The following is a 23,734-nucleotide window of genomic DNA, read 5'->3' as shown; positions in this document are numbered from 1 at the left end:
TGCAGCATGAAATTAGTTAAAGATAGTAATAATTAGAATTTCACTGTGATACCGGCTTTGATATACAGCGGCGTGCCGGGTGTAAAAGTCAGTTGCTCTACCCCTGCTGACGGTTCTCCATGCAGCCTGGTTGTTTCAGCAAACATAGCCTCATTCCAGTTGACATCAAACAGGTTTTGCACCTGGATGTTGAATGCCCAGTGTTTCTTTTCATAACCCAGCAGCAGGTCATTGACAAAATATCCCTGCGCAATGATACTGTTATCCTGTGTCGCGGGACGGCTATGGATATAACGGTAACGCAGGTTAGCAGACATCCCATTTTTCAGCTGTACACCTATCCCACCCGCACTGGTAAAGGTAGGCGCCAGCTCCAGATAGTTATTGCCAGCAGGTTCTCCGATCAGTTTTGGATCTGCATAGTTAGCATCTGCATCCAGGTATAACCAGCTTAAAGGCTGATAATGTATGGTAAGATCCACTCCAAATCTTCTGGTTTTACCTACAGCACTTGTCCCATAACTATCTCCATTCCAAACATATTCATTACTCAGATAAGTATACCACAAAATAGGCTGGATAACAAGATCCCTGACTGGTTTTAGCATAGCACCCAAATCAGCTCCTGCAGACCAGGGCAATGTATTTGCACCTTTTTGAAGGATGACATCGCGTATGTCATTGGAATGGAAGCCAAAACCCGTTTTCAGGTATAATTGCGTGTTTGCACCTGCATTATAAAAGAAATTTAGTTTAGGACTGATTCTTATCTTTTGATACCCCTGCTGCCCGTTTCGCGGATTCAGCTTATCATAATAGTTAAAGTTAAACCAGTCTGCACGGACTCCGGGATTGATCATCCATTTTCCGATAACCCATTCTGCAGCAGTAAAAGCATTGATATTGGTTTCAGTACCTGTTCCCCAGGCCAATCTCTCATTCAATGAATCCCTTGCAGTCACATAACTCAGTCCCAGGTCATGAATATCGTCCATACGTAAGCCTCCTCCAGCTTTCCAGATCAAACTGTTGTTACTAAATTCAAATCTTTTGCTGTATTTATGATTCATCCCATAAACATCCCTGTCATCAAACTGATGAATTTCATCTCCCTTATCGGGATGTACCAGGAAAAACGTAAAATCTGAATACAGGTTGAATTTATAATGAGAATAATAGAAACTGCTTTCCCAATCTTCCCGGTCACTGATTTTGTAACGGTAATTCAATAAAAGGCTGGTACGGGAAGTATTACCGCCTTCTGTGGTATCAATGGAACCAAAACGACCTATAATCCCTTCAGAAACCGCTCTTTCTGGTATTTGACCAGAACCGTTCCAGTTAGAACTAAAAGTAGAGGCCTGGATATTGATATAAGACCGTTCGTCGAGCTGCTGATTGAATTTTCCAAACAGATTTAAACGGTTAAAATTTTGCTTCACCTTAAAAGGGCCGTTGGTGAAATTATATTCCCCGGCGATGTAAGCATTGCGTTGTTTTGTATCCTCATGCAGCAGATTAAAAATACCAGCAGTGCGCATGGTATTAAAACTCCCGCCCTCCAACTTGAGCATACTTTGATCTACATGGTCATAAGTATGAAAATCAACATAACCGGAGGTATTAAAATCTCCCTTATCGGCATAATAAGCACCTTTTCCGAAGGATATATTGTCTATGGTCTCCGGAATCAGGAAATGGAGATCAGAATATCCCTGTCCATGGGCATGACTGACCATGTTCACCGGGATTCCGTCTGCACTGATCGCAATATCGGTTCCATGATCGTTATCAAAACCTCTTAGAAAAATCTGTTCAGCTTTCCCGCCCCCGGCATGCTGGGCAATAAACAATCCGGGTACTTTTCGCAACAGATCCTGCGCCGTATTTACCGGAACACGGTTCAGATTGATTTTCATCAGGTCCTGCTGTGCCGTTTTGGAAGTAATAACGACACTATCCAGCAAAATCACTGGTTTTTTAGCTATTTTATCTTTATTTAAAACAGGGGTCTGTGCAGAAACTGCACCAGTAAATAACAACAGGCAGCTATAAATACTTGTTTTTTTCATGCTAAGAATTGCCATCGTACAGGCATTATTTTTTTAAGCGCAAGCGTAATCCAGCTTGCCGCAACAAATGGAAAGGTTAATACAGAAAAGTTCATTTTAAGCATCGCTATATCGATCAGCACAGCTAATACCACTGCAATGAGGACGAATATTCCCGCCTTTGGTTTTTCTGCCGAAAAGGTAATTGCACATAAAACAGCATTAAAGCTGAATAACCCCATATGGATATCCACAATGGGTTCTCCGGTTTTAACAGAAAGCCAGGCGCTTAACAATGCCCCTGCGATACCATACAATGCGGCAATAGGTTTATTGACAAAGACAGCCAGAAAAAAGAGCACCCCGGCAACGGTACTGCCTTGAAAAATTACTTCTCCAAATCCGCGTGCCGAAGTGATAAAGTCATCAGAGTCAGGGAATACTTCTGCCAAAGACAGTGAATTGCCAATAATATCGACATGATGAAAAAAGTAAAGCAAAATCCAGCTAACCACAATAAAGGGTAAGGTAAAACCAGGGATGTTCTTACAGCTCAGGAAATGCTGCAGGATTGTAGCCAGCGCTGCTCCAATGAAGATAGCGAGCCAGATAGCAGGCATGGGCTTAAAATAGAAAGTTAAAGCTACACCGACCAATGCAGCACTGAATCCATAGAGCCCCTGCTCTATTTCGTTACGGTCGTATTTTAACAACTTTGCAGTAAATGTGCCTGTAACAACAGCTAACAGGGCAGCTATTCCAGAAATACAGGAGCCGTAAAATATGCCAGCGAGAAAAAGTGCTCCGGTCCAGCCGTTTTCCTGCAGCATAATCTGCCCTATACCCCGGAACAGGGTACGGATTAAAATAATAGATTTCGAATTCATAGGGAGATTAACTGAAACTAATAATTAACTGAAAAATCTAATTTTACCAGCCTAAAAACACCATTCCGATACCGCAGATTGTCACTACAGCACCTCCTATGGCATGGACATAACGCTCCAGTTTATCTGTTTTGAAAAAAGAATAACCGTAAACACCCAGCAATACCATTCCTAACATAGTCAGTACAGTGCTGATTGTAAATACAGAGATCAAAACGACAACTTCGGGAACAGAACGTTTAGTGCCGGAATAGAATAAAAGTGGAATTAAGGGTTCGCTGGGGCCCATCACAAAAATGGCAAATAAGACTAATGGCGTAACCTTTACTTTGTTGCCCGGCATTACAATTTCTCCATGCTTATGGGTGTATACATAGACTTCTTCTTCCATCACATCAAAATGTTTATGGGGTTTATTTAAAAATGCCTGTCTTAATCCGTAAATCAGATAAATGACCCCGAAGGCCAGCAATGCCCAGCTGGATACATTTCCACGGACATCCTGCAGCCAGGAAACTTTATTGAGCTGCCAGCCTAAAAATAATCCCGCCAGCCCTAAGATGACAGAACTTAATACATGGCCTAAACCACAGGTAATGGTAAGAAAAACAGTTTTCATCATGCTCCATTTACGGGAACGGGATAAAACAATAAAAGGCAGATAATGATCCGGACCGGATGCGGTATGGAAAAAACTGATGGTAATGGCTGTAAATGCCAGTGCAATTAAAGTAGATGTCATCATGATTAAATTGTTGCTTGATAGGTTTGCGCCCAGATAACTTGCTGTACCTTCTGGAAAGAGTTATAAAGCTGTTCGCCCCCGTTTCCTAAAATGCGCAGGACGAAGCCATTTTGCTGAACTGCAGAAATGCCAAATATGATATCCGTTTCTGTTTCCATCATTAAAAACAGGTATTCGATTAGTTCCTGTACAGATTTCTCTTTTTCTCTGAATGATGGGGCCTTATCATGAACAGATTCATTACTTTCATTTCCAGGCTCCTTGCTTGTGCTGATATAAATTAGTGTGCCCTGATGGGTATAACCTTCCAGTAGTCCGGTCGAATTTAGCGGCATCAGTGCAGGCTGTAATAATACATTGTCTTTAAGGATCAGCTTTTGATGATGATAGATTTCAATCAGGTTTTGGAAATGCCTGTATTTAAAAACTTCGCCATGATGTTTACGTCCGCAGGTGATGATTTCACTCATCATCAGCTCACAGTGATCATGGAGGTAAACCTGGTTAACACTTGTGAAACAGGAGTTTTCATGCGGAACGACCGGATGCGGCACATAAAAAAAAGAACTTCCTTTTTCCAGCCTGACTTTCATGTGCTGGGTCGCGCTTTTTTCCATATTATACAGGCGCTGGTAAGACTGAGACTGCAATTGCAGCCTTGCATTTTCTTTGACCTGAATATCGATCTGATATTCATCCCCGCTCAATATACCCGGCGAAGTACTCATCACCATCAAATAAGAAGATTGATCAGACTTATGCTGCCCTACAGGGACCACCCGGAAAGGCGGGGTGACAAAAACGTCTTTTAAATAAGAGCGCCCCTGCTTTTCCTGAACAGTGATACGAAGTGAACAGATCATAAACCCTTATCTGATTAATTGAGGTTCTTCTACATCTTCCAATAAGGCATATTTCTTTATCCAGCCAATTACATCGTCTAACCCTTCCATCTTTAAAAGATTGGAAAAAATAAAAGGGGCTCCTTTACGCATCTGGCGGGCATCATTTTCCATTACTTCGAGACTTGCACCCACAAACGGCGCAAGGTCAATCTTGTTGATCAGCAACAGGTCCGATCTGGTAATTCCAGGCCCCCCTTTGCGTGGGATCTTTTCTCCCGCGGCCACATCGATCACAAAAATGGTTACATCAGCAAGATCAGGACTGAATGTCGCAGAAAGATTATCTCCACCGCTTTCAATCAGGATCAGCTCAATAGCAGGAAAACGGGCTACCAGTTCATCGACAGCTTCAAGGTTCATACTGGCATCCTCTCTGATTGCAGTATGCGGACAACCGCCTGTTTCTACACCAATTATCCGTTCACGAGGCAATAGGCTGTTTTTAGCCATAAACTCGGCATCTTCTTTTGTATAAATATCATTGGTGATGACAGCAAGGTCATACTGATCCATCATTTTGCGGCTCAGTCTTTCCAGTAATGCAGTTTTACCAGACCCTACCGGGCCTGCAACACCAATTTTTATATATTTCCGTTCCATTAGTTCTTTTTTAAAATTTAAATAATATTCATCAGGGGTTTAGATTATGAGCTATATAACCTCTATATTATGACATATATAACCTGGAGTATAATCTTTCATGCTGCATACAGCGGATGTCAAAAGCGATACTGCAAAGCCCCACCAGGCTCCGGTCAACAGACTGACTTTCAACCACCAGCTGTTTTAACAGCGGTTGTAATTCAAAGAGGATATCCTGTCCGTCCAATTGTCCCAGGGGCACTAGTTTAACGCTATTGGTAATCATCCCAACGGCTGCATTAAAATAGAAGGCAAAAAGTGCTTCCGGCAGCGGCAACCCTAAAAGCTGTGCATACAGGCCAAAGGCGATACAATAATGGGCATCTGCATTTTTCTCAGCAATTGCTTTTTCATAAAGCGTAATCAGTGGGAATACTTTTTGTCTTCTGAATATTTTAATCAGCCTTAAACCTAGTTTTTGACTGGCCTGCCTGATTTCCATTGGCGATTTTAATGCAGTACATTCCTGGTCAAGCTTAATGATCAGCTCAATATTGTTTTCTGCTGCGGCTTCAAAAGCAAGCTTCATCATTGCCGCATCATTGTATTTGATATTATAGCTTAGCATATTGGTGACATATAACTTCGCAGTTGAAGCATTGCAAACTATTCCTTCCTGGACATAAGTTTCCAGACCATTAGAGTGACTATAGCCTCCAATTGGCAATGTAGGATCAGAAAGATGTAACAGGCTGCCTAAATAATTGAGTTCCATGCTATTCTTTTGCTGCTGCCAGGTTCAGGATTTTTGTGAATAAGGACGTATTCCCACTGTGCCCATGGGGTTCAACATTTGATTTCAGCAGATGAAATAATTGTACAATCTGCTTTTCGGGCCGATAACCACTGGCCTCCAGCCAGCGGAACATCGGCATTTCAAAAGGCATCATCACCTTGTTATCCTGTATAAACAACGGCATATGCTTGTTCCCGATTTCATAACAGACCGTCCCCATTTCCAGCAAAGTATCCGGAATGATGACAATGGCCTCACAAGGTAAAATATGAACCAAAACCACTTTTTCTGTATCTATATAAAGGATATCACCCTGTCTTAACCGCTGCCCTTCTTTGACAAACCGGATAGCAATTTCCATCCCTTTAACCGTCTTTTTTCTTTGAATACGCTTAGTGGTTTCATACCATTCCAGCTCCAGCAGATCTCTTTCGAGCCCATCAATGGGATAATCACTTTTATTTCCTATAATTTCCTGTACAATCATATGCTGCTTTCTTTAAAAAAGGAAATAACGCTGCCCCAATGCGACTTCATCAATAGGCTCACAGGTTATTTTCTCCCCATCTACTTTGACTTCATAGTTCTCCGGATCGACAGTAATTTCTGGTAATGCGTCATTGTGGATCATATCCCGTTTAGAAATATTCCGGCAATTCACTACAGGAAGCAGCGTTTTCTCTAATCCATATTCGGCTGCAATGCCGTTATCCAGTGAAACTTTTGAAACAAAGGTGAATGCTGATTTCGTGACAGCCCTGCCATAAGCAGCAAACATATTCCGCATGATGACAGGTTGCGGAGTTGGTATAGAAGCATTGGCATCTCCCATTTTACTCGCGATAATCATTCCGCCTTTGATGATAATTTCTGGTTTGACACCAAAAAATGCAGGTTTCCAAATCACCAGATCGGCAATTTTACCAGGCTCTAAAGAACCTACGTATTTGGAAATTCCATGGGCAATGGCAGGATTGATCGTATATTTTGCAACATAGCGCTTAGCCCGGTAATTGTCATTTTCATTTTTCACATCTTCGGGCAGATAACTCCGTTGTTTTTTCATTTTATCGGCCGTTTGCCAGGTACGCATAATGACTTCTCCAACACGGCCCATGGCCTGAGAGTCTGAACTCATGATACTGAAAACACCCAGATCCTGTAAAATATCTTCGGCAGCTATGGTTTCAGGACGTATCCTGGAATCGGCAAAAGCCACATCTTCCGGAATATTTTTACTCAGGTGATGACAAACCATCAGCATATCAAGATGCTCATCTATTGTATTTTTAGTATAAGGTCTTGTAGGGTTTGTTGAGGCTGGCAAAACATTTGCGTACATGGCCGCTTTGATAATATCAGGGGCATGTCCCCCACCTGCACCCTCGGTATGGAAAGTATGGATTACGCGGCCATTGATTGCATTAATCGTGTCTTCCAGGAAACCAGCTTCGTTCAGCGTATCGGTATGGATGGCAACCTGAACATCATATTTATCTGCAACAGTCAAAGAAGCATCAATAGTAGCAGGTGTAGCCCCCCAGTCTTCGTGGATTTTCAAACCTAAAGCTCCGGCCTCAATCTGTTCTGCCAAAGGGGCTTCGGTAGCACAGTTCCCTTTACCAAAGAAGCCAACATTGACAGGAAAGGCTTCGGCAGCCTGAAGCATTCTTTTAATATTCCATTTACCTGGTGTTACTGTCGTAGCATTGGTACCATCAGCTGGTCCCGTACCACCACCAATCATTGTGGTAATACCACTATAAAGTGCCGTTTCTATTTGTGTGGGACTGATAAAGTGAATATGTGTATCTATCCCTCCGGCAGTTACAATATAACCGGAACCACCATGTACCTCGGTCGAGGCGCCGATAATCATGTTTGGGGATATACCGTCTGTGGTATCCGGGTTTCCAGCACAGCCTATTCCAACAATTTTACCGTCTTTAATCCCAATATCGGCCTTTACGATCCCCCAGTGTTCTATAATAATAGCCCCGGTAATCGCCATATCCAGTACGCCCTGATCCCTGACTGCAATAGAAGACTGGCACATCCCATCCCGCACCGTTTTACCGCCCCCAAATTTGGCTTCATCACCAGGATGCGAAAGGTCATCTTCTATTTCTATAATGATCTCTGTATCTGCAAGCCTTATTTTATCGCCTGTGGTAGGACCAAAAATATTGGTGTAATTTTTCCTGTTTATCTTTAAACTCATGTTCTTAAATTCTAAAAGGTGCTATTCCGGTTCATTTTTGAAATGATTTCTTTCCACTTTCTGCATAGCGGCAATTTTATTCTGTGGCAATGTGGTATCACCATTGACCAGGTTGTTATGCCCGTATAGCCTGCGCATCCCGCCAAATTCTACCACCTCAACTTCTTTGGCTTCGCCCGGCTCGAAACGCACAGCGGTACTTGCAATAATATTAAGCCTCATTCCGAACGCTTTTTCACGGTCAAAAGACATCGCTTTATTCACTTCAAAAAAATGGAAGTGTGAACCGACCTGAATCGGGCGGTCTCCGGTGTTGGTGACCTTTAATTTCACGGTTTTACGACCTTCATTACAGATCACATCCCCTTCTTTGATAAATATTTCTCCTGGTATCATGTTGAACTGAATAAGATTAACGGATTGGATCATGAACGGTCACCAATTTGGTTCCGTCTGGAAAAGTGGCTTCTATCTGGATGTCGTGAATCATTTCAGGAATACCTGTCATGACATCATCGCGGGTTAGTAAAGTCGCTCCGAATTGCATCAGTTCTGCGACAGATTTACCGTCACGGGCTGCTTCCATTAATTCACCGCTGATATAAGCGATTGATTCCGGATAATTTAATTTCAAACCACGGGCTTTTCGCTTGGCAGCCAGCTCACCTGCCAGATGCAGCAGTAGTTTTTCGGTTTCCCGAGGGGTCAAATGCATATTATTTTCTAATTTACAGGTAAAAAATATTTAAAAGACAATTAAGAATCAAACAACATCAATATACAGACATCAAAACAGACTATATAAGCTTATAAAAACATACAAATCAACGCAACTCACTAAAAATACAATGATTTTAATCATATAAAACGAAATAATCATTCTAAAAAAATATTAAAAAGACATTTCAGGAGATTTAACACCAAATAAAACAGGCTAATCAACTGGAAAACGAAAAATCAATAACTAAAATTGATTCTTAACAGGAAGGAATACGTAAATTATGATGTAAAATATACCTTGGAGTGGTATAAGCGGCAGAGATTTCCTTTTCACGAAGCGTATTCAGGATAATAGTACAGGATTTTGCCAATAAATGATTAAAAACGAGTAACAGCACAGCGGCGTGCGAAGAAGTTAAAGGACCCGCTTTTACTTCTTTTAAGTCAACACCTTCGCCATCAAGAAAATACTGATCAATATTGACCGCATGATCTGGTAATTGAAATGCAGTCAAGTCATCAGGAGATAATTGACTGTACTGTTTTTGTTTTAGCGATTGCTGAAGAGGATATTGATCATGCGCAATATTACTTTGATCATGCTGTTGAATATCATGCGCAAAACTTCTTTCCTTGCTTATTAAGACAAGAACAATTAAAAAGCATACTATGCGGATAAATATTTTCACATCCCAAAAATATGAAGCCCATAACTTAAGCTCTAGTACAAATCACGAATATGCTGTTAACTATCACGCTTTTTTAAAATAATAAACACTGATTATACAAGAGCTTTATTATAAAACAGCAAACCGCCGGCCCGATCCTTAAATACAGAATCCTGCCGGCGGAATTATTGCCGCCTAAACAAATCTTAGCAGTTCAAAATTATTTGATATCCCATATCCCTGCAGCCCGTTCCAGTTCTATGAGTGCTGAAGCATAATTTGATTGTGATTCATAAAATCCCTGCTGCACTTCATTATAAGTTCTTTGTGCATTCAATACCTCTAAAAGAGAGGTTTCACCACGTTTATAGCTATAGACTTTGGCAGCCAGGATCTTCTTTCCTTCAGCTAAAAGTCCGTCTTTATACTGTTGAACCTGTTTTCCGGCGGCGGTATAATTGAAATAAGCCTGGGTAACTTCAACCTGGATCTGCTGTAAAACCTGGTCATATTGTACGCCTGCCTGTTTGATTGTAAACTTCGCGCTTTTCAAATCCCCTTTATAATGGTTTGATAGTTTTAAAGGTACACTGAACCCAATATTGGCAGTACGGTGATAAGGTGTCGGCGCAATTTCGTTGGTAGACTCTCCGTTAAACTGTAAACCGGCGTTAACACCCAGATCAATTCTTCTATTTGCTTTAACAAGCTCAAGGCTTCTTTCAGCTACAGCTTTACTGTTTAATGCAGCGACAGCATCTGCTCTGATACTTTGCGCATTACTGATTAAAGTCTGATAGTTTAAATCACGCCCCAGGTTTTCGAAATCGCCATCAGGAATCAACAAGGTGTCCGCATTCTTTTTACCCAGATAAGCACCCAGTTTGATCAGCGAATTTTTCCAGTCTGCTTCGTTCTGATACAAACCATTTTGCAGGTTACTGGCTTCCAGTTTTGATTGCCTGGCATCGGTTTCTGTAATAGCACCCAGTTTATAACGTATCGCATCTGCATCTGCCAGCTGTTTCATCATTTGATAAGAATACTGCTGAACTTTCAATAAGGAATATTGTTGAATAGCATTGTAATAAGCGATTGCAGCATCAGCTCTCAGGTTTCGTAAGTAATCCTGTAAAAGTGCTTTGCTCAACTCTGTCTGGCTTTTAGCAAGATTGATCCGGGCACTTCTTTTACCACCTAATTCTATGGTTGTCCCCAGACCAAAAGTTAACCCCTGGCCAAGTTTCAGCTTAGACTGCTGATTATCAAAAGCACCGAATGAAAACTGAGGGTCAGGGAAAATTTTTGCGGTTTCAATTCCTGCTTCGGCAATATTTACATTGTATTTTTCTGCGGCATAACCCAAATTCTCTTTACCAACACGGCTAAGATATTGCACAACAGATATTTTAGAATTTAAAGACAGGGTATCAACCTGTGCTTGTCCTTTAAAGGTTATCCCTGTAACCAGGGCCAAGGACAAGATATATGAAGTAAGTTTCATCTCTGTATTTTTTTATCTTTTATCAGATAGGTTTGTTATGATCTGCTGCAGGGATTGACTGAAATTCATCTGGCTGAAAATCATCCCTGCCCCATTTACTTTCCAGCAGATAATAGAGTGCAGGCAGCACAAATAAGGTAATCGCAGTAGCGGCAAACAGTCCGTAAACGATCACTGTCGCCAATGGTCTTTGCACATCTGAACCAATTCCTGTAGCCAAAGAAGCAGGTAAAAGACCTAAAGCTGCAACAGTCGCAGTCATCAGCACAGGTCTGAAACGATCTTTTGCACCGTCTATAACCGCTTTTAGTAAATCGCAGCCCTTTTTACGGAGTTCGTTGATGTGAGAAATCAGGATCACCCCGTTTTGTATAGCTACACCAAACAGTGCGATAAATCCCACTGCCGAAGATACGTTTAAGGTCATTCCACGTATGTTCAGTGCTAACATCCCACCAAATAAGGCCAGAGGAACGATACTCAGAATCAAACCTGCCTGCCTGAATTTCCCAAAAGCACCATAAAGCAACAAGAACATGATCGCTAAAGCTAAAGGCACTACAACAGTCAATTTAGCATAAGCCCGGTTTTGATTTTCAAACTGCCCACCCCATTCAATCTTGTATTTTTCGGGATCGAATTTAACCTGCTGCGCAATCTTTGCCTGTGCTTCTTTTAAAAACGAGCTTAGATCTGCCCCTCTTAAATTTAACCTGACCGTTAATTGTCTGCGGTTCATTTCTCTGGAAATAGAACTTTCCCCCAGGTCAGTTTTCACTTCTGCAATTTGCGATAATGGAATTTTAGCCCCTGTTGAAGAGGTCAGCATGAGGTTTGCAATTTTTTCGGGTGTGTTGCGGCTTTCTTCTTTGTAACGGCAAATCACATCGTAAACTTTATCCCCGGCAAAGATCTGTGAAACAGCTTTTCCACCAATAGCTACTTCCACGAGTTCTGCCACATCGCTCATATTCAATCCATACCTGGCTACGGCATCTCTGTTTACCCTGATTTGTAATTGTGGCAGAGGTGGCTCCTGATCTATTGCAATGTCTACCGCGCCTTTAACTTTTCTTAAAGTGGTGACTACATTTTCGGTGATTCTTCTGGTCTCTTTAAAGTCGTTACCATATACTTTGACCACCAGTTCACTATGTGCACCTGCAATTTTGTCCATTACCCCGTCTATCATAGGCTGGGTAAAAGCAACGGTATAACCCGGCATAGCAGCGTATTCTCTGGATAGATCTTCGATCAGATCGGCCTTGTTTCTACCGCCAGCCCATTCTTTATAAGGTTTCAATCCTACAGAAACTTCAAAGTGTGACGGAGTGAAATAGTCAGTACCCTCGTCATTCCGGCCCGCCTGCACATTCACATAAGTGATTTCAGGATGCTTCATGGTTACTGCCCTGAGTGAATCACTCATTTCTTTTGATTTTTCTAAAGTCACTCCCGGAGGCAGAGAAACCTGCAACCAGATAGAGCCTTCATCTAATGGTGGTAAAAAGTCTTTTCCGACAGTAATTGATAAGATGACTGCACCCACCAGTACCAAAATCAAGGGCATAAAGACCTTTTTAGGCTTATCCATGATCTTTTTCAAACGGCTGTCGTACCATTTGGTCAGGTTCTCTAACCAGGTGTTATGATAGATTTTTCCTGGCTTTTTATAAACCGCATAGGCTAAACCGGGGATTAGTAATAAGGCAACAGCCAATGCTCCGAGTAAGGCATAACCTACGGTAAATGCCATGGGCGTGAACAGTTTTTTCTCTACTCTTTCGAAAGAGAATAAAGGCAGGTAAGCAGTAATGATGATGATCGTAGAGAAAAGGATTGGTTTTGCAACACTCAATGCCCTTTTACCGATAGAAACCTCTTCTAACTCTTGCTCAGGGTTAGCTTCTCTTTTCTTCAGGATTGTTTCGAGCATGACAATTGCCCCGTCCACGATAATTCCAAAATCAATAGCACCTAAAGAAAGCAGGTTAGCGGGGATATGGGTAAAATGCATCAGGATAAAGGCAACCAGCAAAGCGACAGGGATTGTAATGGCTACAATCAGAGCCCCTCTCCAGCTTCCCAGGAAAACAATCAGCACGATAATAACCAGGGCCATCCCTTCTAAAAGTGTATGGGAAACCGTATCCAGTGTGGTATTCACTAAATTTGTCCTGTCCAGATAGGCACGTATAGTTACGCCTTCTGGTAAAACCCCTTTATTCAAATCTGCTACAGCTTTATGAATGCCTTCCAGAACAACGGAAGGGTTCTGCCCTTTCAGCATCACAACAATGCCTTCAATCCCGTCCGAATAATTTACGTTACGGTCTGTATAACCCAAAATACCTTTACGTTCGAGCGTTCCATATTTTAGCTCTCCTAAATCCTTTACAAATACAGGAACACCACTAACAGATTTAACAACGACATCACCTAATGCAGCCAGATCTTTCACTAAACCTATCCCACGGACTACGTAACCTTGTTCCCCGCGGTTTAAGATACTTCCGCCGGCATTGGTATTATTGCTGTTGATGGCAGTTTGCACGTCTGTTAACGAAACATGGTATTGGGCTAATTTAGCAGGATCGATTTCTACCTGATATTGTGTCGTGATGCCACCGAAATTGGCTACATCGGCAACTCCCTGTACCTGCTTGATCCTTGGAATAATTTTCCAGTTCTGTAAATCAGTAAGCTGTCTTAAATCGTGGTTCTTACTTTCTATAATGTACCGGTAGATTTCTCCGGTTGGCGAGGTCAGCGGATCAAGTCCCGGGGTAGCGCCAAAAGGTAGTTTGACATCTGTTAACCGTTCCTGAATCCTTTGTCTTGCCCAGTAATCATCTACCCCATCGTCAAAAACCATGGTAATCAGGGACAGGCCGAATAAACTCCGGCTGCGCATAACATGCATGCCTGGTAAACCATTTAATGCACGTTCTATCGGGATAGAGATTTGCTGTTCTACTTCTTCGGCAGCCAGGCCCGGTACCTGTGTTACGACCTGCGAGGTCACATCGGCAATATCCGGATAAGCCTCTATGGAAAGTTGTTTCCAGGAGTAAAAACCGAATACGGCCAGGAGTATAAATAGTGCTGCAAAGAGCCAGCGTTTTTTAATTGCAGTAAAAATTAATTGTTTCATAGTAATGGGCTAATAGCGTGATTTACTTAGCTTCCAATAGATAGAAGCCACCTTCTGATACGATCTTTTCGCCTTTGGCCAGACCTGATTTAATAACAACACGGTCTTTTTCTGTACCACCTGTTTCTACTTTTCTCTTGATATATTTACCATCCGGGGTAACTATGAAAACAAAATTTGCATCGTTCATCTGCAGGATTGCCTTTAACGGAACGATAATAGCCGAAGCAGGTGCATCTATAAAATTCACAGAAACATACATCCCCGGTTTAAGCATATGATCATTGTTGTCGCATTCAATTAAAACCTGTACACTGCGGGTATCTTCGTCTACAACTTCATTGACGTGGTAAACTTTTCCCCTGATTGTTTTTCCCGGTAAAGCGGCAACTTCAATTTCACATTCGTCTTTTTCATGGATATAACGGATATCCTTTTCTTTCACCTGCCCGGATACCCATACTTTATTCAGGTTAGCTACAGTTGCAACACTGGCAGCATCGTCTTTGATAAACTGGCCCAAAACCACTTTATTTTCAATCACTTCGCCAGTAATTGGTGCATGTACAACAAGCGCCTGACCAAGAGATAGTTTTTCTGGATTTGCTTTAAAAATTTTGATTCCTATAACTGCATTTTCAAACTCTTTTTTCTCTACATCATAGGCGGTTTGTGCTTCTTCAAGGTCTTTTTGTGTACCTACACCATTAGCCATCAGATCTTTTTGACGTTTCAAAGTCCGCTCTGCCTGCTGCATTTGCGATTTCTCCTGAAAAAAGACTTTCTGAGCGGCAATAAAATCTGGCGAACTGATTTCAAACAAAGGGGTTTCAGCAGTAGTCTTCATGCCTAGTTTAATAAACGATTTAGTCACTCTTCCCTGAAATGGAGGCGCGATTTCAGCGTATTGCGTAGGAATGGCTCTGACTGTTCCGGCAGTGAGCATTTGCATTTGATAAGGTTCTGTATCAACAGTGATGTATTTTAACTTGCCTTTCAAAACAGAATGCTCAGGTAAAGTAATTACGTCACCTTTTAAGGTATATTCAGCAGCCGCTTCTTTAGCCGGCTGATGTTTGCAGGAAGCAGTGAGCCCTATGATAATTACTGCGATGGCAGCCAGATATGGCTGGCTGTTATTTTTCAACTTCATATTGTTTATTGTCTTTGTGTGAGAAATCAGATAGGGTGTGAAAACGGTATTCCAACCATTCTGCGAATACCACAACCAGTAGAATTAACAGGATTGCGATGATCCATTGTTTGCCGGAGCGGACTAAAGCCATTGGTTAAATCTTTTAATGTACCATCCTTTAATGAGTTGTGTAAGCAGGCAATAAGAGCCCAGGATACCTATTAACCAGGGGAAATAGCTTAGTGGCAATTGTTCCATTTTTAATGCACCTGCAAATGGGGAGAAAGGAATAAATATCCCGATCACCATAATCAGTGAGGTTAATGCCACTACCGGAGCTGTTGCCCAGCTTTGTATAAATGGGATTTTACGGGTCCGGATCATATGTACAATCAGCGTCTGTGACAGTAACCCTTCGATAAACCAGCCACTTTGAAAAAGGCTCTGATGCGCAGGGCTATTCGCTTTGAATACAAAAAACATAACTGCAAACGTTGCATAATCAAAAATTGAACTGATCGGGCCTATATACAGCATGAATCTTTTAATTCCTGAAGCATCCCATTTTTTAGGTTTTTCAATGAAGTCTTCGTCCATTCTGTCCCATGGAATAGAGACCTGCGAAACGTCATACAGCAGGTTCTGAACCAGAATTTGCACCGGCAGCATAGGCAGGAATGGCAGAAAGGCACTTGCACCCAGCATGCTGAACATATTACCAAAATTGCTGCTGGCAGTCATTTTGATATATTTGATAATATTACCAAAGGTCCTGCGGCCGTATATCACGCCTTTTCTTAAAACCATCAGGTCTTTTTCGAGCAAAATGATATCAGCACTTTCTTTGGCTATATCCACCGCTGTATCTACACTAATACCTACATCGGCATCTCTGAGTGCGACAGCATCATTGATCCCATCGCCCATAAAACCTACCGTATGACCTTTGGCCTGCAAGATTTTAACAACACGGGATTTCTGAACAGGGCTTAATTTTGCCAGGATAGAAACTTCTCCCACTTGTTCCTGCAATTCAGCATCAGACATTTTTTCGACCTCTGCACCCAGCAGGATTTTATCAAAAGGGATACCTACATCACGGCATATCTTTTTAGTGACAATTTCATTATCGCCAGTCAGTACTTTAATGCTCACCCCTAATTTTTGTAAAGCTTCAATAGCAATTTTAGCCGAAGGTTTAGCAGGATCTAAAAAGCCGATAAAGCCAGTCAGGATCATGTCTTTCTCATCTTCAACAGCGTAATTAAGCGCACGGTCATCAAACTCACGAATAGCAACCAGCAATACCCTGAGCCCTTCTGCATTGAGCTTTTTTGAGGTCTGCAAAATCATTTTCCGCATGGTCTCATCCATTGGAATTACTTTATCTGACTCAATATGCAGCTGTTTATCATCTCCGGGATCAAAAGCATGGCTGCACAGATCAAGCATTTCTTCAACTGCCCCTTTACAGATCAGCAAATGTTTTCCATTGCGCTGTTTAAGGACAACGGACATTCTGCGTCTGTGAAAATCGAAAGGGATTTCATCTACCTTTAAAAAGTGTTCTTCAACTTTGAGGTAATCATGCAGTTCGACATGCTCTAAAACCGCTACATCAAGCAGGTTTTTGAGCCCGGTTTGATGAAAACTATTGAGGTAAGCCCATTTCAGCACCTCTTCATCCTCTTGTCCGAAGATATTCAGATGCCTCTCAAGCACAATTTTATCCATAGTCAGCGTGCCTGTTTTATCAGTACAAAGCACATCCATAGCGCCAATATTCTGTATAGCATTGAGGCGTTTAATAATTACTTTATGTTTACTCATGTTCACCGCGCCTTTGGCCAGGTTTGCGGTTACAATCATTGGGAGCATTTCAGGAGTCAGTCCAACGGCTACAGCAATAGCGAAAAGCAAAGCATCCCACCAATTCCCTTTGACCAATCCATTGATCAAAAAGATCAGCGGAACCATAACGACCATGAAGCTGATGAGCAGATAGCTCACTTTATTGACACCTTTATCAAAGTTTGTCTCCGCACGTTTACCAACGATCACTTTGCTAAGTGAACCAAAGTAGGTCTGGTTGCCAGTGTTTACGACAATTGCGGTCGCATAACCACTCACAACGTTAGTACCCATGAAGCAGATATTATCCAGCTCTACCAGTGGTTTATTTTCTGCATCACGTACAGCGAGACTTCTTTTTTCTACTGGTAAAGACTCCCCTGTCAGCATAGACTGGCTGACAAAGAGATCTTTAGATTGTACAATACGACAATCTGCAGGGATCATATCTCCGGCAGACAGCATAATTACATCTCCGGGCACTAATTTTTTAATATCCAGTTCTTTCTTTCCGGTCGTTTTTCTGACTACAGTAGCTGTAGTTTTAACCATGCTTTTAAGTTGTTCTGCAGCCCGGTTACTACGATATTCCTGAAAAAACCGAAGTAAAGAACTCACCATGACCATAATACCAACCATGGTAACGGTCTTATAATCACCTTCACCTGGATTTGCCAGCCAGACATCCAGTATAAAAGAGATCACCGCAATAATGAGCAGGATACCAATAAAAGGATTTATAAAAGCCTGGAACAGTTGTTTAATCCATGCAGGAGCTTTTTCGTGATGCACTTCATTTAACCCGAATTTGCCCAGTCTTTCTTTGGCTTGCATGGCCGATAATCCATCCAGGTTGCTATCGAGCATAGCTAAATAGAAACTTTGATCTGACCTGGAAACATTTTGTAGTTTGGTCGCTGCAGCCTCATCACTACCATTAGACATTACTTTTCTTTTGTCTGGAATGGCTCTTTTTTTTAAACTCTCTTTTAAGATAGTCATGGTATTATATATATAAGATAAGCGGAAATTGTTAATTATATCAATTGGAACAGGAGTACGGCCACCCCTACCATCATCAGACAGGTACAAACTGTGCGCAGCCTGTGGATCAGTTTATGGTTATGAGATTTGCCTAACCATACCCCGGTGCCCAAAAAGATGAGTATAAAGACCGGAAAAAGGATATTTACATTTCCTTCGGTCCGGTTAAGCCATTGAATAGCCATCCCAAAAACGAATAAGTAAATCGCAGATCCAAAAGCGAGTATCAATAAGTTATTTGCCGTATAATTGATAGCAGTGGTATCTCTTTTACTTTGAAAATGATCCCTGTACATCTTGACCCCAATGGAAATCAGCAGGCCCATTGCGAGCCAGTCCTTTTGGTTTACGGTTAGCGCAGGTACCCAGCCCGTGACCCATTTACCCCACAAAAACATTTGATTCTGTGTAATAAACAGTAAGAGCAGGATGAGTATCCAATTGGCACGGCTAATCACCGAAACCGTTTTACCACTCAATTTTGCAATCATCAGGTTGTCGGCAGTAATTCCAATCGCAATGAATAAGATTGCATATTGTATGATACCGCATTTTAAAAGCAGGAATGTCATTTTCTGTTATTAATTTATAGGTGGTTAATAATTTAGCTACAAGTCATTTTCATACTGATTACAGGTCATTTTCATCACCAGCTTTATTCCAGCTGACCTCAGAAACTTCATGTTCAATAGTTAAGCGTCCGGCGATCCGTTCCATAATAGAGTCTTCGTTGCTATTTGCCAGAATTTCGGCCATGATAACGGCTTTACTCGGATCGCCATCATCGGTACTTTTGAGTGACCTTAATAATAACTTATCATCATTACTTGTAAATTGAAGCAACAGAACTCTCAAATGATTTTCTACATCCTGTCTGCATTTGATAATTAAAAGGTAAGCCACCGGAATACGTGTGTTTTTTAAAGGCAGGCGGCTTAATTTGACGCCAACCGGGCGCATCAGTATATGTGTAAGAATGACGAAAGCAGTAACGATTGCCGCCTCAGGAATAAAACCCAGGCCGCACGAAGTACCAACAGCAGCAGAACACCATAAGGTGGCCGCGGTATTCAGCCCCCTGACGTTCAGGCCATCTTTCATAATTACGCCTGCTCCAAGGAAACCAATCCCGCTGACTACATAGGATATAACTCTGCCAGAGGCATCTCCGCCAACTTTCACACCTAATGAAACGAACATGCAGGCGCCTAAACAAACGAGCATATTTGTCCTTAGTCCGGCCATCCTTTGTCTCCATTGGCGCTCTGTACCGATAGCTGCCCCCAGGGCAAAAGCTACAGCAAGTCTCAGTGTAAATTCAAATATTGTCATAGCGAGCCCTCCATTTTTTTAGCCTGGTGAAAGGCCCCTCTGATTGCATTCAATATTAAAAAAGACAGTTTGAAAAAGATTTGTCTTAAAGAAAGGGACTGATAGTAATTTTGTCTGCTGAAGATTTTGTCAGCTACGCCAAACGTGATTGTTGGTCTTGTATCCATACCCACCGGATAATCATAATCTGCAATATGACGGGTATATTTTGTCTGTGTTTTTGAAAAATTGAACATAACTTTGTTTTATGCCGTCAACCGGCATAACATAAGCTATGAGGATTGGCGGGCGGTTAAATAATTAATTTGTCGCGCTTTTAAAAGCGTCTTTAAATAGGGGCCTGAGTCCATATATTGTTGTTTTTTATTGTGCTGCAAATATAAAACACCCTTTTTGAAAGGGCCGTTAGAGGATAAACAGAAATTCATTAGAAATTCATTAGAATGAACCTGGTAAATTCAGGTGCTGCAGATAGCTTTTCAAAGAATAGTACTAAAAACAGTACACTCTTAAAAATTACCAGGGAGACTCAAGATTAAATCAGCACTCTTTTATGCATGATATCAATTGGAACTTTGAATAGCCAAACCACCATTAACAGCCATAAAACGATAAAAACGACAGAATAATTTCATATAAGTATCACTATAGCTAAACAAATTATCATTTTATGTTTATACCAGCAAAAACCAATAAATGCCTGATCTTCTTAATTAGCACATTTGTTTGTTTTTCGTCAATTAATTGGTATAAGAGTTGGATTAGGAAAATTGTAATTAATCAATCGCATTTATAACCTAATTTTTAACTTATGATCAGTAATTCTTTCCCATACCAAATTAATGACCACAAGTCTGCTTTAAAAACTTTCGCACTGAATTTCACAAAAAACATTGACGACGCTGATGACTTAGTTCAGGAAACCTTATTGAAAGCTATCCGTTACTCCAAACTTTATGTGGAAGGAACGAATTTGAAAGGCTGGTTATATACAATTATGAGAAATACTTTTATCAATGATTATAGAAGAATGGTTAAGCAACGCAGTTTGATAGATACAACCGAAGAGATCAATTCGGCACAATTGTATAACAGCGCTTCGCATAATGAGGTCAACAATAAATTTATTAGTGACGATGTAAACAAAGCACTGGCGATGTTAAGCGTTGAATATTACACTCCTTTTATCAAATATTTTGAAGGATATAAATATCATGAAATAGCAGAAATGCTGAATATCCCTATTGGCACTGTGAAAACAAGAATTCATGTGGCACGCCAGCTACTGAAAAGCAATTTAAAAATCTACAATCAGGAGTTCAAAAAAACAAATAAGTTTAATTAATCTCCGTTTATGGTGTCCGCATTCTTCCTTGCTGACACCATAAATGATTAATAATCAGAAAACTTATATATTGACCCAATTTTGCCTGCTGATTTCATATACAAAATTGAGTTTCGGAGTTTCACCAAAATAAATAACTTCTTTCTCCATAATTTTAATGGCACCAAGACGGCCGATTGCGATCTGTGAACGTATGTTCTCTGCTCCGATATGAAACTGTACTTTCGATACAAAGCGGAATATATAATCGAGCATCATTTTCTTGACGGAAAGGTTAAACCCCTTCCCCCAGTAAGCGGTACCATAGAAGGTATAGCCGATTAATAGCGAGCCTTCTTTTTCCTCATAGTCGTAAAACCTGGTGCTGCCTATGAATTCTCCGGTAGCCTGGTCTGTTATTTTAAATGCGCCACCGCTCAAAATAGCCCCGTTAAAGAAGTTCTGGAACACCTCTTTTTTCCAGCGGTCTTTGTTAGGATGCTGTTCCCATATCTTTGGATCGGATGCTACGGCATATAATTCTTCAAAATCGGTTTCTTTTAAGGGCAAGAGCGTGACACGTTCATTTGTTAATGGTGTTTGAATGCTAAAATTCATAATTAATGTTTTTTATTATTTTTTTCTAATCAGGTCTGCAATGGCCCTTTCTGAACTGAGCTCACTTTTTTCTAAATAAGAAGCTATCTTTTGTCTTTCCGCTTCAGCTTTATTCTGACTTATTTTTTTCTTTCCCTGTAAATCGGTGACTTCCAGATCAAAGACTGCAATTCCTCTCGCCATTCCTTTTTTGAACTTAGCTGATAAATGGTTCCATTGTTCCAAATAACCAGGCTCATAGAACAGGATCATACTTTCCAGCGCTTTTATCTTTGCATTCTCCTCCTCAACAATTTTTGCTTTCCCATATGCATGTACAGCTACGTAATTCCAGGTAGGTACATTCTCCATTTTATCATAATGAACGGGAGAAATATAAGCATGAGGTTCTGAAAAGATAACCAGGGAGGTATTTTCCTCAATATAACCGGCCTGTTCATTAGCTAAGGCAAAATGTCCACTCAATACCAGTTGACCAGCGTTTTGTGTAATCAAAAACGGAATCTGGGTTGCAATGGGAAGACCTGCTTTGTTTGTTACGATAGTTGCGAAACTATATTTTTTCATGAAGGCTATCTTTTCTGCTTCATTCTCAAATTCGAAGTGCTTAGGTGTATACATGATTTGCGTTTTTAGCTCTGTAAAGATTAATGGTATTACCAGACAAAAGTAAATTACAATTGGCTTATCTTTGTAGTCCAATTATGAGATAATGAATAGTCCGATTATCAACCAATTATTTGCAGACCTATCATTTGATCGTTCAGCTGAACGACCTGTATATCTTCAGCTAGCAGATGCCCTATTATCTTTGATCAGAAATGGTCAATTACGTTCGGGCCAGAAACTACCGGGCAGCCGGGATCTGGCAAACCTCTTAAAGATCAACAGGATTACAGCAGCGAAGGCTTATGAAGAACTACAAATGCAGGGCTGGCTCGAAAGTGCTGTAGGCCGCGGAACTTTTGTTTCTACGCATGTGGCAGATCATAATCCGGAAATGTTAAAGGCAATAACACCAGCCTCCTCAAAGCTTGCTGGTTTCACTTTTCATCCCAGGGACTTTCCTGATCGTATTGCAGAGACACCTTTGTATGGCTTACATCTGGATGATGGCTACCCTGATCCCAGACTTGCCCCCTTAAAAGAATTTTACCGGGCTTACCGTAATCAACTTACCAGAAGCGGATTATATCCGAAATTTGGCAATTACGGGAATCCCGCCGGCCCCGCTGCTTACCGGCAGGCCATATCGGAATATCTTAATGCGACAAGAGGACTTAAGACTACTGCTGAGAACATACTTTCAGTAAGGGGAACTTTAATGGGCATTAACCTGGTTAGCAATGCTTTGATCAGTCCCGGAGATGTTGTTATTTCTGAAATCCCGGGCTGGAGAAGGGCTGAACATAATTTCCTTCACGCGGGGGCCAGATTAATTGGAGTTCCTGTAGATGAACATGGCTTAATAGTCGATGAGCTGCGCAAGATCTGTACAAGACAGAAAATAAGAATGGTCTATGTTACGCCCCATCACCAGTATCCCACAACGGTCTCTTTAAGAATTGACCGGCGACTGGAATTGCTCCGGCTGGCTAACGAGTATGGTTTCATCATTTTTGAAGATGACTATGATTTTGATTTCCATTTTAAGCACCGCCCGCTGTTACCACTGGCCAGTGCTGATGAAAATGGAATGGTCATTTACTGCGGTTCTTTCAGCAAAAGCTTCTCTCCTGCCTTTCGTATGGGATATTTGGTGGCCGCCGAAAACGTGATTGAACATTTAGCTAAAGTCCGGATATTACTGGACAGGCAGGGCGACCATGTACTGGACAATGCAATGGCCGATTTGCTGAATGACGGCACAATACAACGTTACCTCAGAAAAACACTTGCTGTTTACCAGCAGCGGCGTGATTTTTTATGTGATTTGCTGGGCAATGAATTAAAAGAAGCGGTAAAATTTACCGTTCCAGAAGGTGGTATGTCAATATGGACGGTTTTTGATCCATCCATTGATCTGGAAGAACTGGCCAGAAAGGCCTTTCGTGAAGGTTTATATTTGCCTGATGGAAAAATTCACAAATATCCTGACTATGATGCCAACGGTATCCGTTTAGGCTTCGCTTCTTCTGCTCAGGAAGATTTAATTAGAAGTGTAGAAATTCTGAAAAAGTTGATGCTGTAAGGAAAT

General features: G+C 41.3%; 21 protein-coding genes and 1 pseudogene. 2 read left to right on the top strand and 20 right to left on the bottom strand.

The features are described from left to right. Positions 1–32: 32 nt before the first annotated feature. The 18 genes and pseudogenes from HDE68_RS21280 to HDE68_RS21195 all read right to left on the bottom strand — a co-directional run bounded on the left by HDE68_RS21280 (position 33) and on the right by HDE68_RS21195 (position 19,831). Positions 33–2,087 (bottom strand): TonB-dependent receptor, encoded by a 2,055-nt coding sequence (locus HDE68_RS21280; RefSeq protein ID WP_221300868.1) that lies wholly within the window; start codon positions 2,085–2,087, stop codon positions 33–35. Next, complete coding sequence (locus HDE68_RS21275) at positions 2,069–2,938, bottom strand: urea transporter (RefSeq protein ID WP_183884246.1); 870 nt, start codon at positions 2,936–2,938, stop codon at positions 2,069–2,071. Before HDE68_RS21275 ends, HDE68_RS21280 begins: the two co-directional genes overlap by 19 nt. Positions 2,939–2,981: 43 nt before the next feature. Further along, positions 2,982–3,683 carry a hypothetical protein gene (locus HDE68_RS21270; protein ID WP_260171825.1) on the bottom strand — a complete coding sequence of 234 codons (702 nt, stop codon included), beginning with the start codon at positions 3,681–3,683 and terminating at the stop codon, positions 2,982–2,984. Positions 3,684–3,685: 2 nt separating this feature from the next. Next, positions 3,686–4,546: an urease accessory protein UreD gene (locus HDE68_RS21265; RefSeq protein ID WP_183884245.1), complete on the bottom strand. Its 861-nt coding sequence runs from the start codon at positions 4,544–4,546 to the stop codon at positions 3,686–3,688. A 6-nt stretch (positions 4,547–4,552) separates the two neighbouring features. Further along, positions 4,553–5,188 carry an urease accessory protein UreG gene (gene ureG / locus HDE68_RS21260; RefSeq protein WP_183884244.1) on the bottom strand — a complete coding sequence of 212 codons (636 nt, stop codon included), beginning with the start codon at positions 5,186–5,188 and terminating at the stop codon, positions 4,553–4,555. A 67-nt stretch (positions 5,189–5,255) separates the two neighbouring features. Further along, on the bottom strand, positions 5,256–5,945 hold the full coding sequence (locus tag HDE68_RS21255; RefSeq protein ID WP_183884243.1) for an urease accessory protein UreF: 690 nt from the start codon (positions 5,943–5,945) through the stop codon (positions 5,256–5,258). Position 5,946: 1 nt separating this feature from the next. Continuing rightward, positions 5,947–6,453 carry an urease accessory protein UreE gene (gene ureE, locus HDE68_RS21250; protein ID WP_183884242.1) on the bottom strand — a complete coding sequence of 169 codons (507 nt, stop codon included), beginning with the start codon at positions 6,451–6,453 and terminating at the stop codon, positions 5,947–5,949. A 12-nt stretch (positions 6,454–6,465) separates the two neighbouring features. Further along, positions 6,466–8,187 carry an urease subunit alpha gene (ureC, locus tag HDE68_RS21245; protein WP_183884241.1) on the bottom strand — a complete coding sequence of 574 codons (1,722 nt, stop codon included), beginning with the start codon at positions 8,185–8,187 and terminating at the stop codon, positions 6,466–6,468. A gap of 96 nt (positions 8,188–8,283) precedes the next feature. Further along, a pseudogene (gene ureB / locus HDE68_RS21240) lies at positions 8,284–8,583 on the bottom strand (urease subunit beta); the annotation flags it as partial. Between the two features lie 16 nt (positions 8,584–8,599). Further along, a complete protein-coding gene (gene ureA, locus HDE68_RS21235) occupies positions 8,600–8,902 on the bottom strand; it encodes an urease subunit gamma (RefSeq protein WP_183884239.1) in 303 nt (100 codons plus the stop codon). Between the two features lie 262 nt (positions 8,903–9,164). Continuing rightward, positions 9,165–9,596, bottom strand: a complete 432-nt coding sequence (locus HDE68_RS21230; protein WP_183884238.1) for a hypothetical protein — start codon at positions 9,594–9,596, stop codon at positions 9,165–9,167. Positions 9,597–9,795: 199 nt separating this feature from the next. Further along, complete coding sequence (locus tag HDE68_RS21225; protein ID WP_183884237.1) at positions 9,796–11,079, bottom strand: TolC family protein; 1,284 nt, start codon at positions 11,077–11,079, stop codon at positions 9,796–9,798. A gap of 22 nt (positions 11,080–11,101) precedes the next feature. After that, on the bottom strand, positions 11,102–14,233 hold the full coding sequence (locus HDE68_RS21220) for an efflux RND transporter permease subunit (RefSeq protein ID WP_183884236.1): 3,132 nt from the start codon (positions 14,231–14,233) through the stop codon (positions 11,102–11,104). A gap of 22 nt (positions 14,234–14,255) precedes the next feature. Next, positions 14,256–15,386 carry an efflux RND transporter periplasmic adaptor subunit gene (locus HDE68_RS21215; protein ID WP_183884235.1) on the bottom strand — a complete coding sequence of 377 codons (1,131 nt, stop codon included), beginning with the start codon at positions 15,384–15,386 and terminating at the stop codon, positions 14,256–14,258. 123 nt (positions 15,387–15,509) lie between these two features. Next, complete coding sequence (gene mgtA / locus HDE68_RS21210; RefSeq protein WP_183884234.1) at positions 15,510–18,221, bottom strand: magnesium-translocating P-type ATPase; 2,712 nt, start codon at positions 18,219–18,221, stop codon at positions 15,510–15,512. Between the two features lie 35 nt (positions 18,222–18,256). Continuing rightward, positions 18,257–18,835, bottom strand: coding sequence for a manganese efflux pump (locus tag HDE68_RS21205; protein WP_183884233.1), 579 nt, complete (start codon positions 18,833–18,835; stop codon positions 18,257–18,259). 58 nt (positions 18,836–18,893) lie between these two features. Beyond that, complete coding sequence (locus HDE68_RS21200; protein WP_183884232.1) at positions 18,894–19,595, bottom strand: MgtC/SapB family protein; 702 nt, start codon at positions 19,593–19,595, stop codon at positions 18,894–18,896. Further along, the gene (locus HDE68_RS21195; protein ID WP_183884231.1) at positions 19,592–19,831 is read right to left on the bottom strand and encodes a hypothetical protein; all 240 of its coding nucleotides are present in this window, start codon (positions 19,829–19,831) and stop codon (positions 19,592–19,594) included. The genes HDE68_RS21200 and HDE68_RS21195 overlap by 4 nt, the downstream gene beginning before the upstream one ends. A gap of 575 nt (positions 19,832–20,406) precedes the next feature. Between HDE68_RS21195 and HDE68_RS21190 the strand changes: the two genes are divergently transcribed. Then, complete coding sequence (locus HDE68_RS21190) at positions 20,407–20,940, top strand: RNA polymerase sigma factor (protein ID WP_183884230.1); 534 nt, start codon at positions 20,407–20,409, stop codon at positions 20,938–20,940. A 63-nt stretch (positions 20,941–21,003) separates the two neighbouring features. Here the strand turns inward: HDE68_RS21190 and HDE68_RS21185 are convergent, their stop codons facing one another. Continuing rightward, a complete protein-coding gene (locus tag HDE68_RS21185) occupies positions 21,004–21,537 on the bottom strand; it encodes a GNAT family N-acetyltransferase (protein ID WP_183884229.1) in 534 nt (177 codons plus the stop codon). A gap of 15 nt (positions 21,538–21,552) precedes the next feature. Then, a complete protein-coding gene (locus HDE68_RS21180; protein WP_183884228.1) occupies positions 21,553–22,158 on the bottom strand; it encodes an FMN-binding negative transcriptional regulator in 606 nt (201 codons plus the stop codon). Between the two features lie 91 nt (positions 22,159–22,249). Here HDE68_RS21180 and HDE68_RS21175 point away from each other — a divergent pair, with 91 nt between their 5' ends. Further along, complete coding sequence (locus HDE68_RS21175; RefSeq protein ID WP_183884227.1) at positions 22,250–23,728, top strand: PLP-dependent aminotransferase family protein; 1,479 nt, start codon at positions 22,250–22,252, stop codon at positions 23,726–23,728. The last annotated feature ends 6 nt before the right edge of the window (positions 23,729–23,734 follow it).

It is taken from the genome of Pedobacter cryoconitis (genome assembly GCF_014200605.1).
In the GTDB taxonomy this organism is placed as follows: Bacteria; Bacteroidota; Bacteroidia; order Sphingobacteriales; family Sphingobacteriaceae; genus Pedobacter; species Pedobacter cryoconitis_B.
This window is presented reverse-complemented; position numbering and strand designations above follow the sequence as displayed.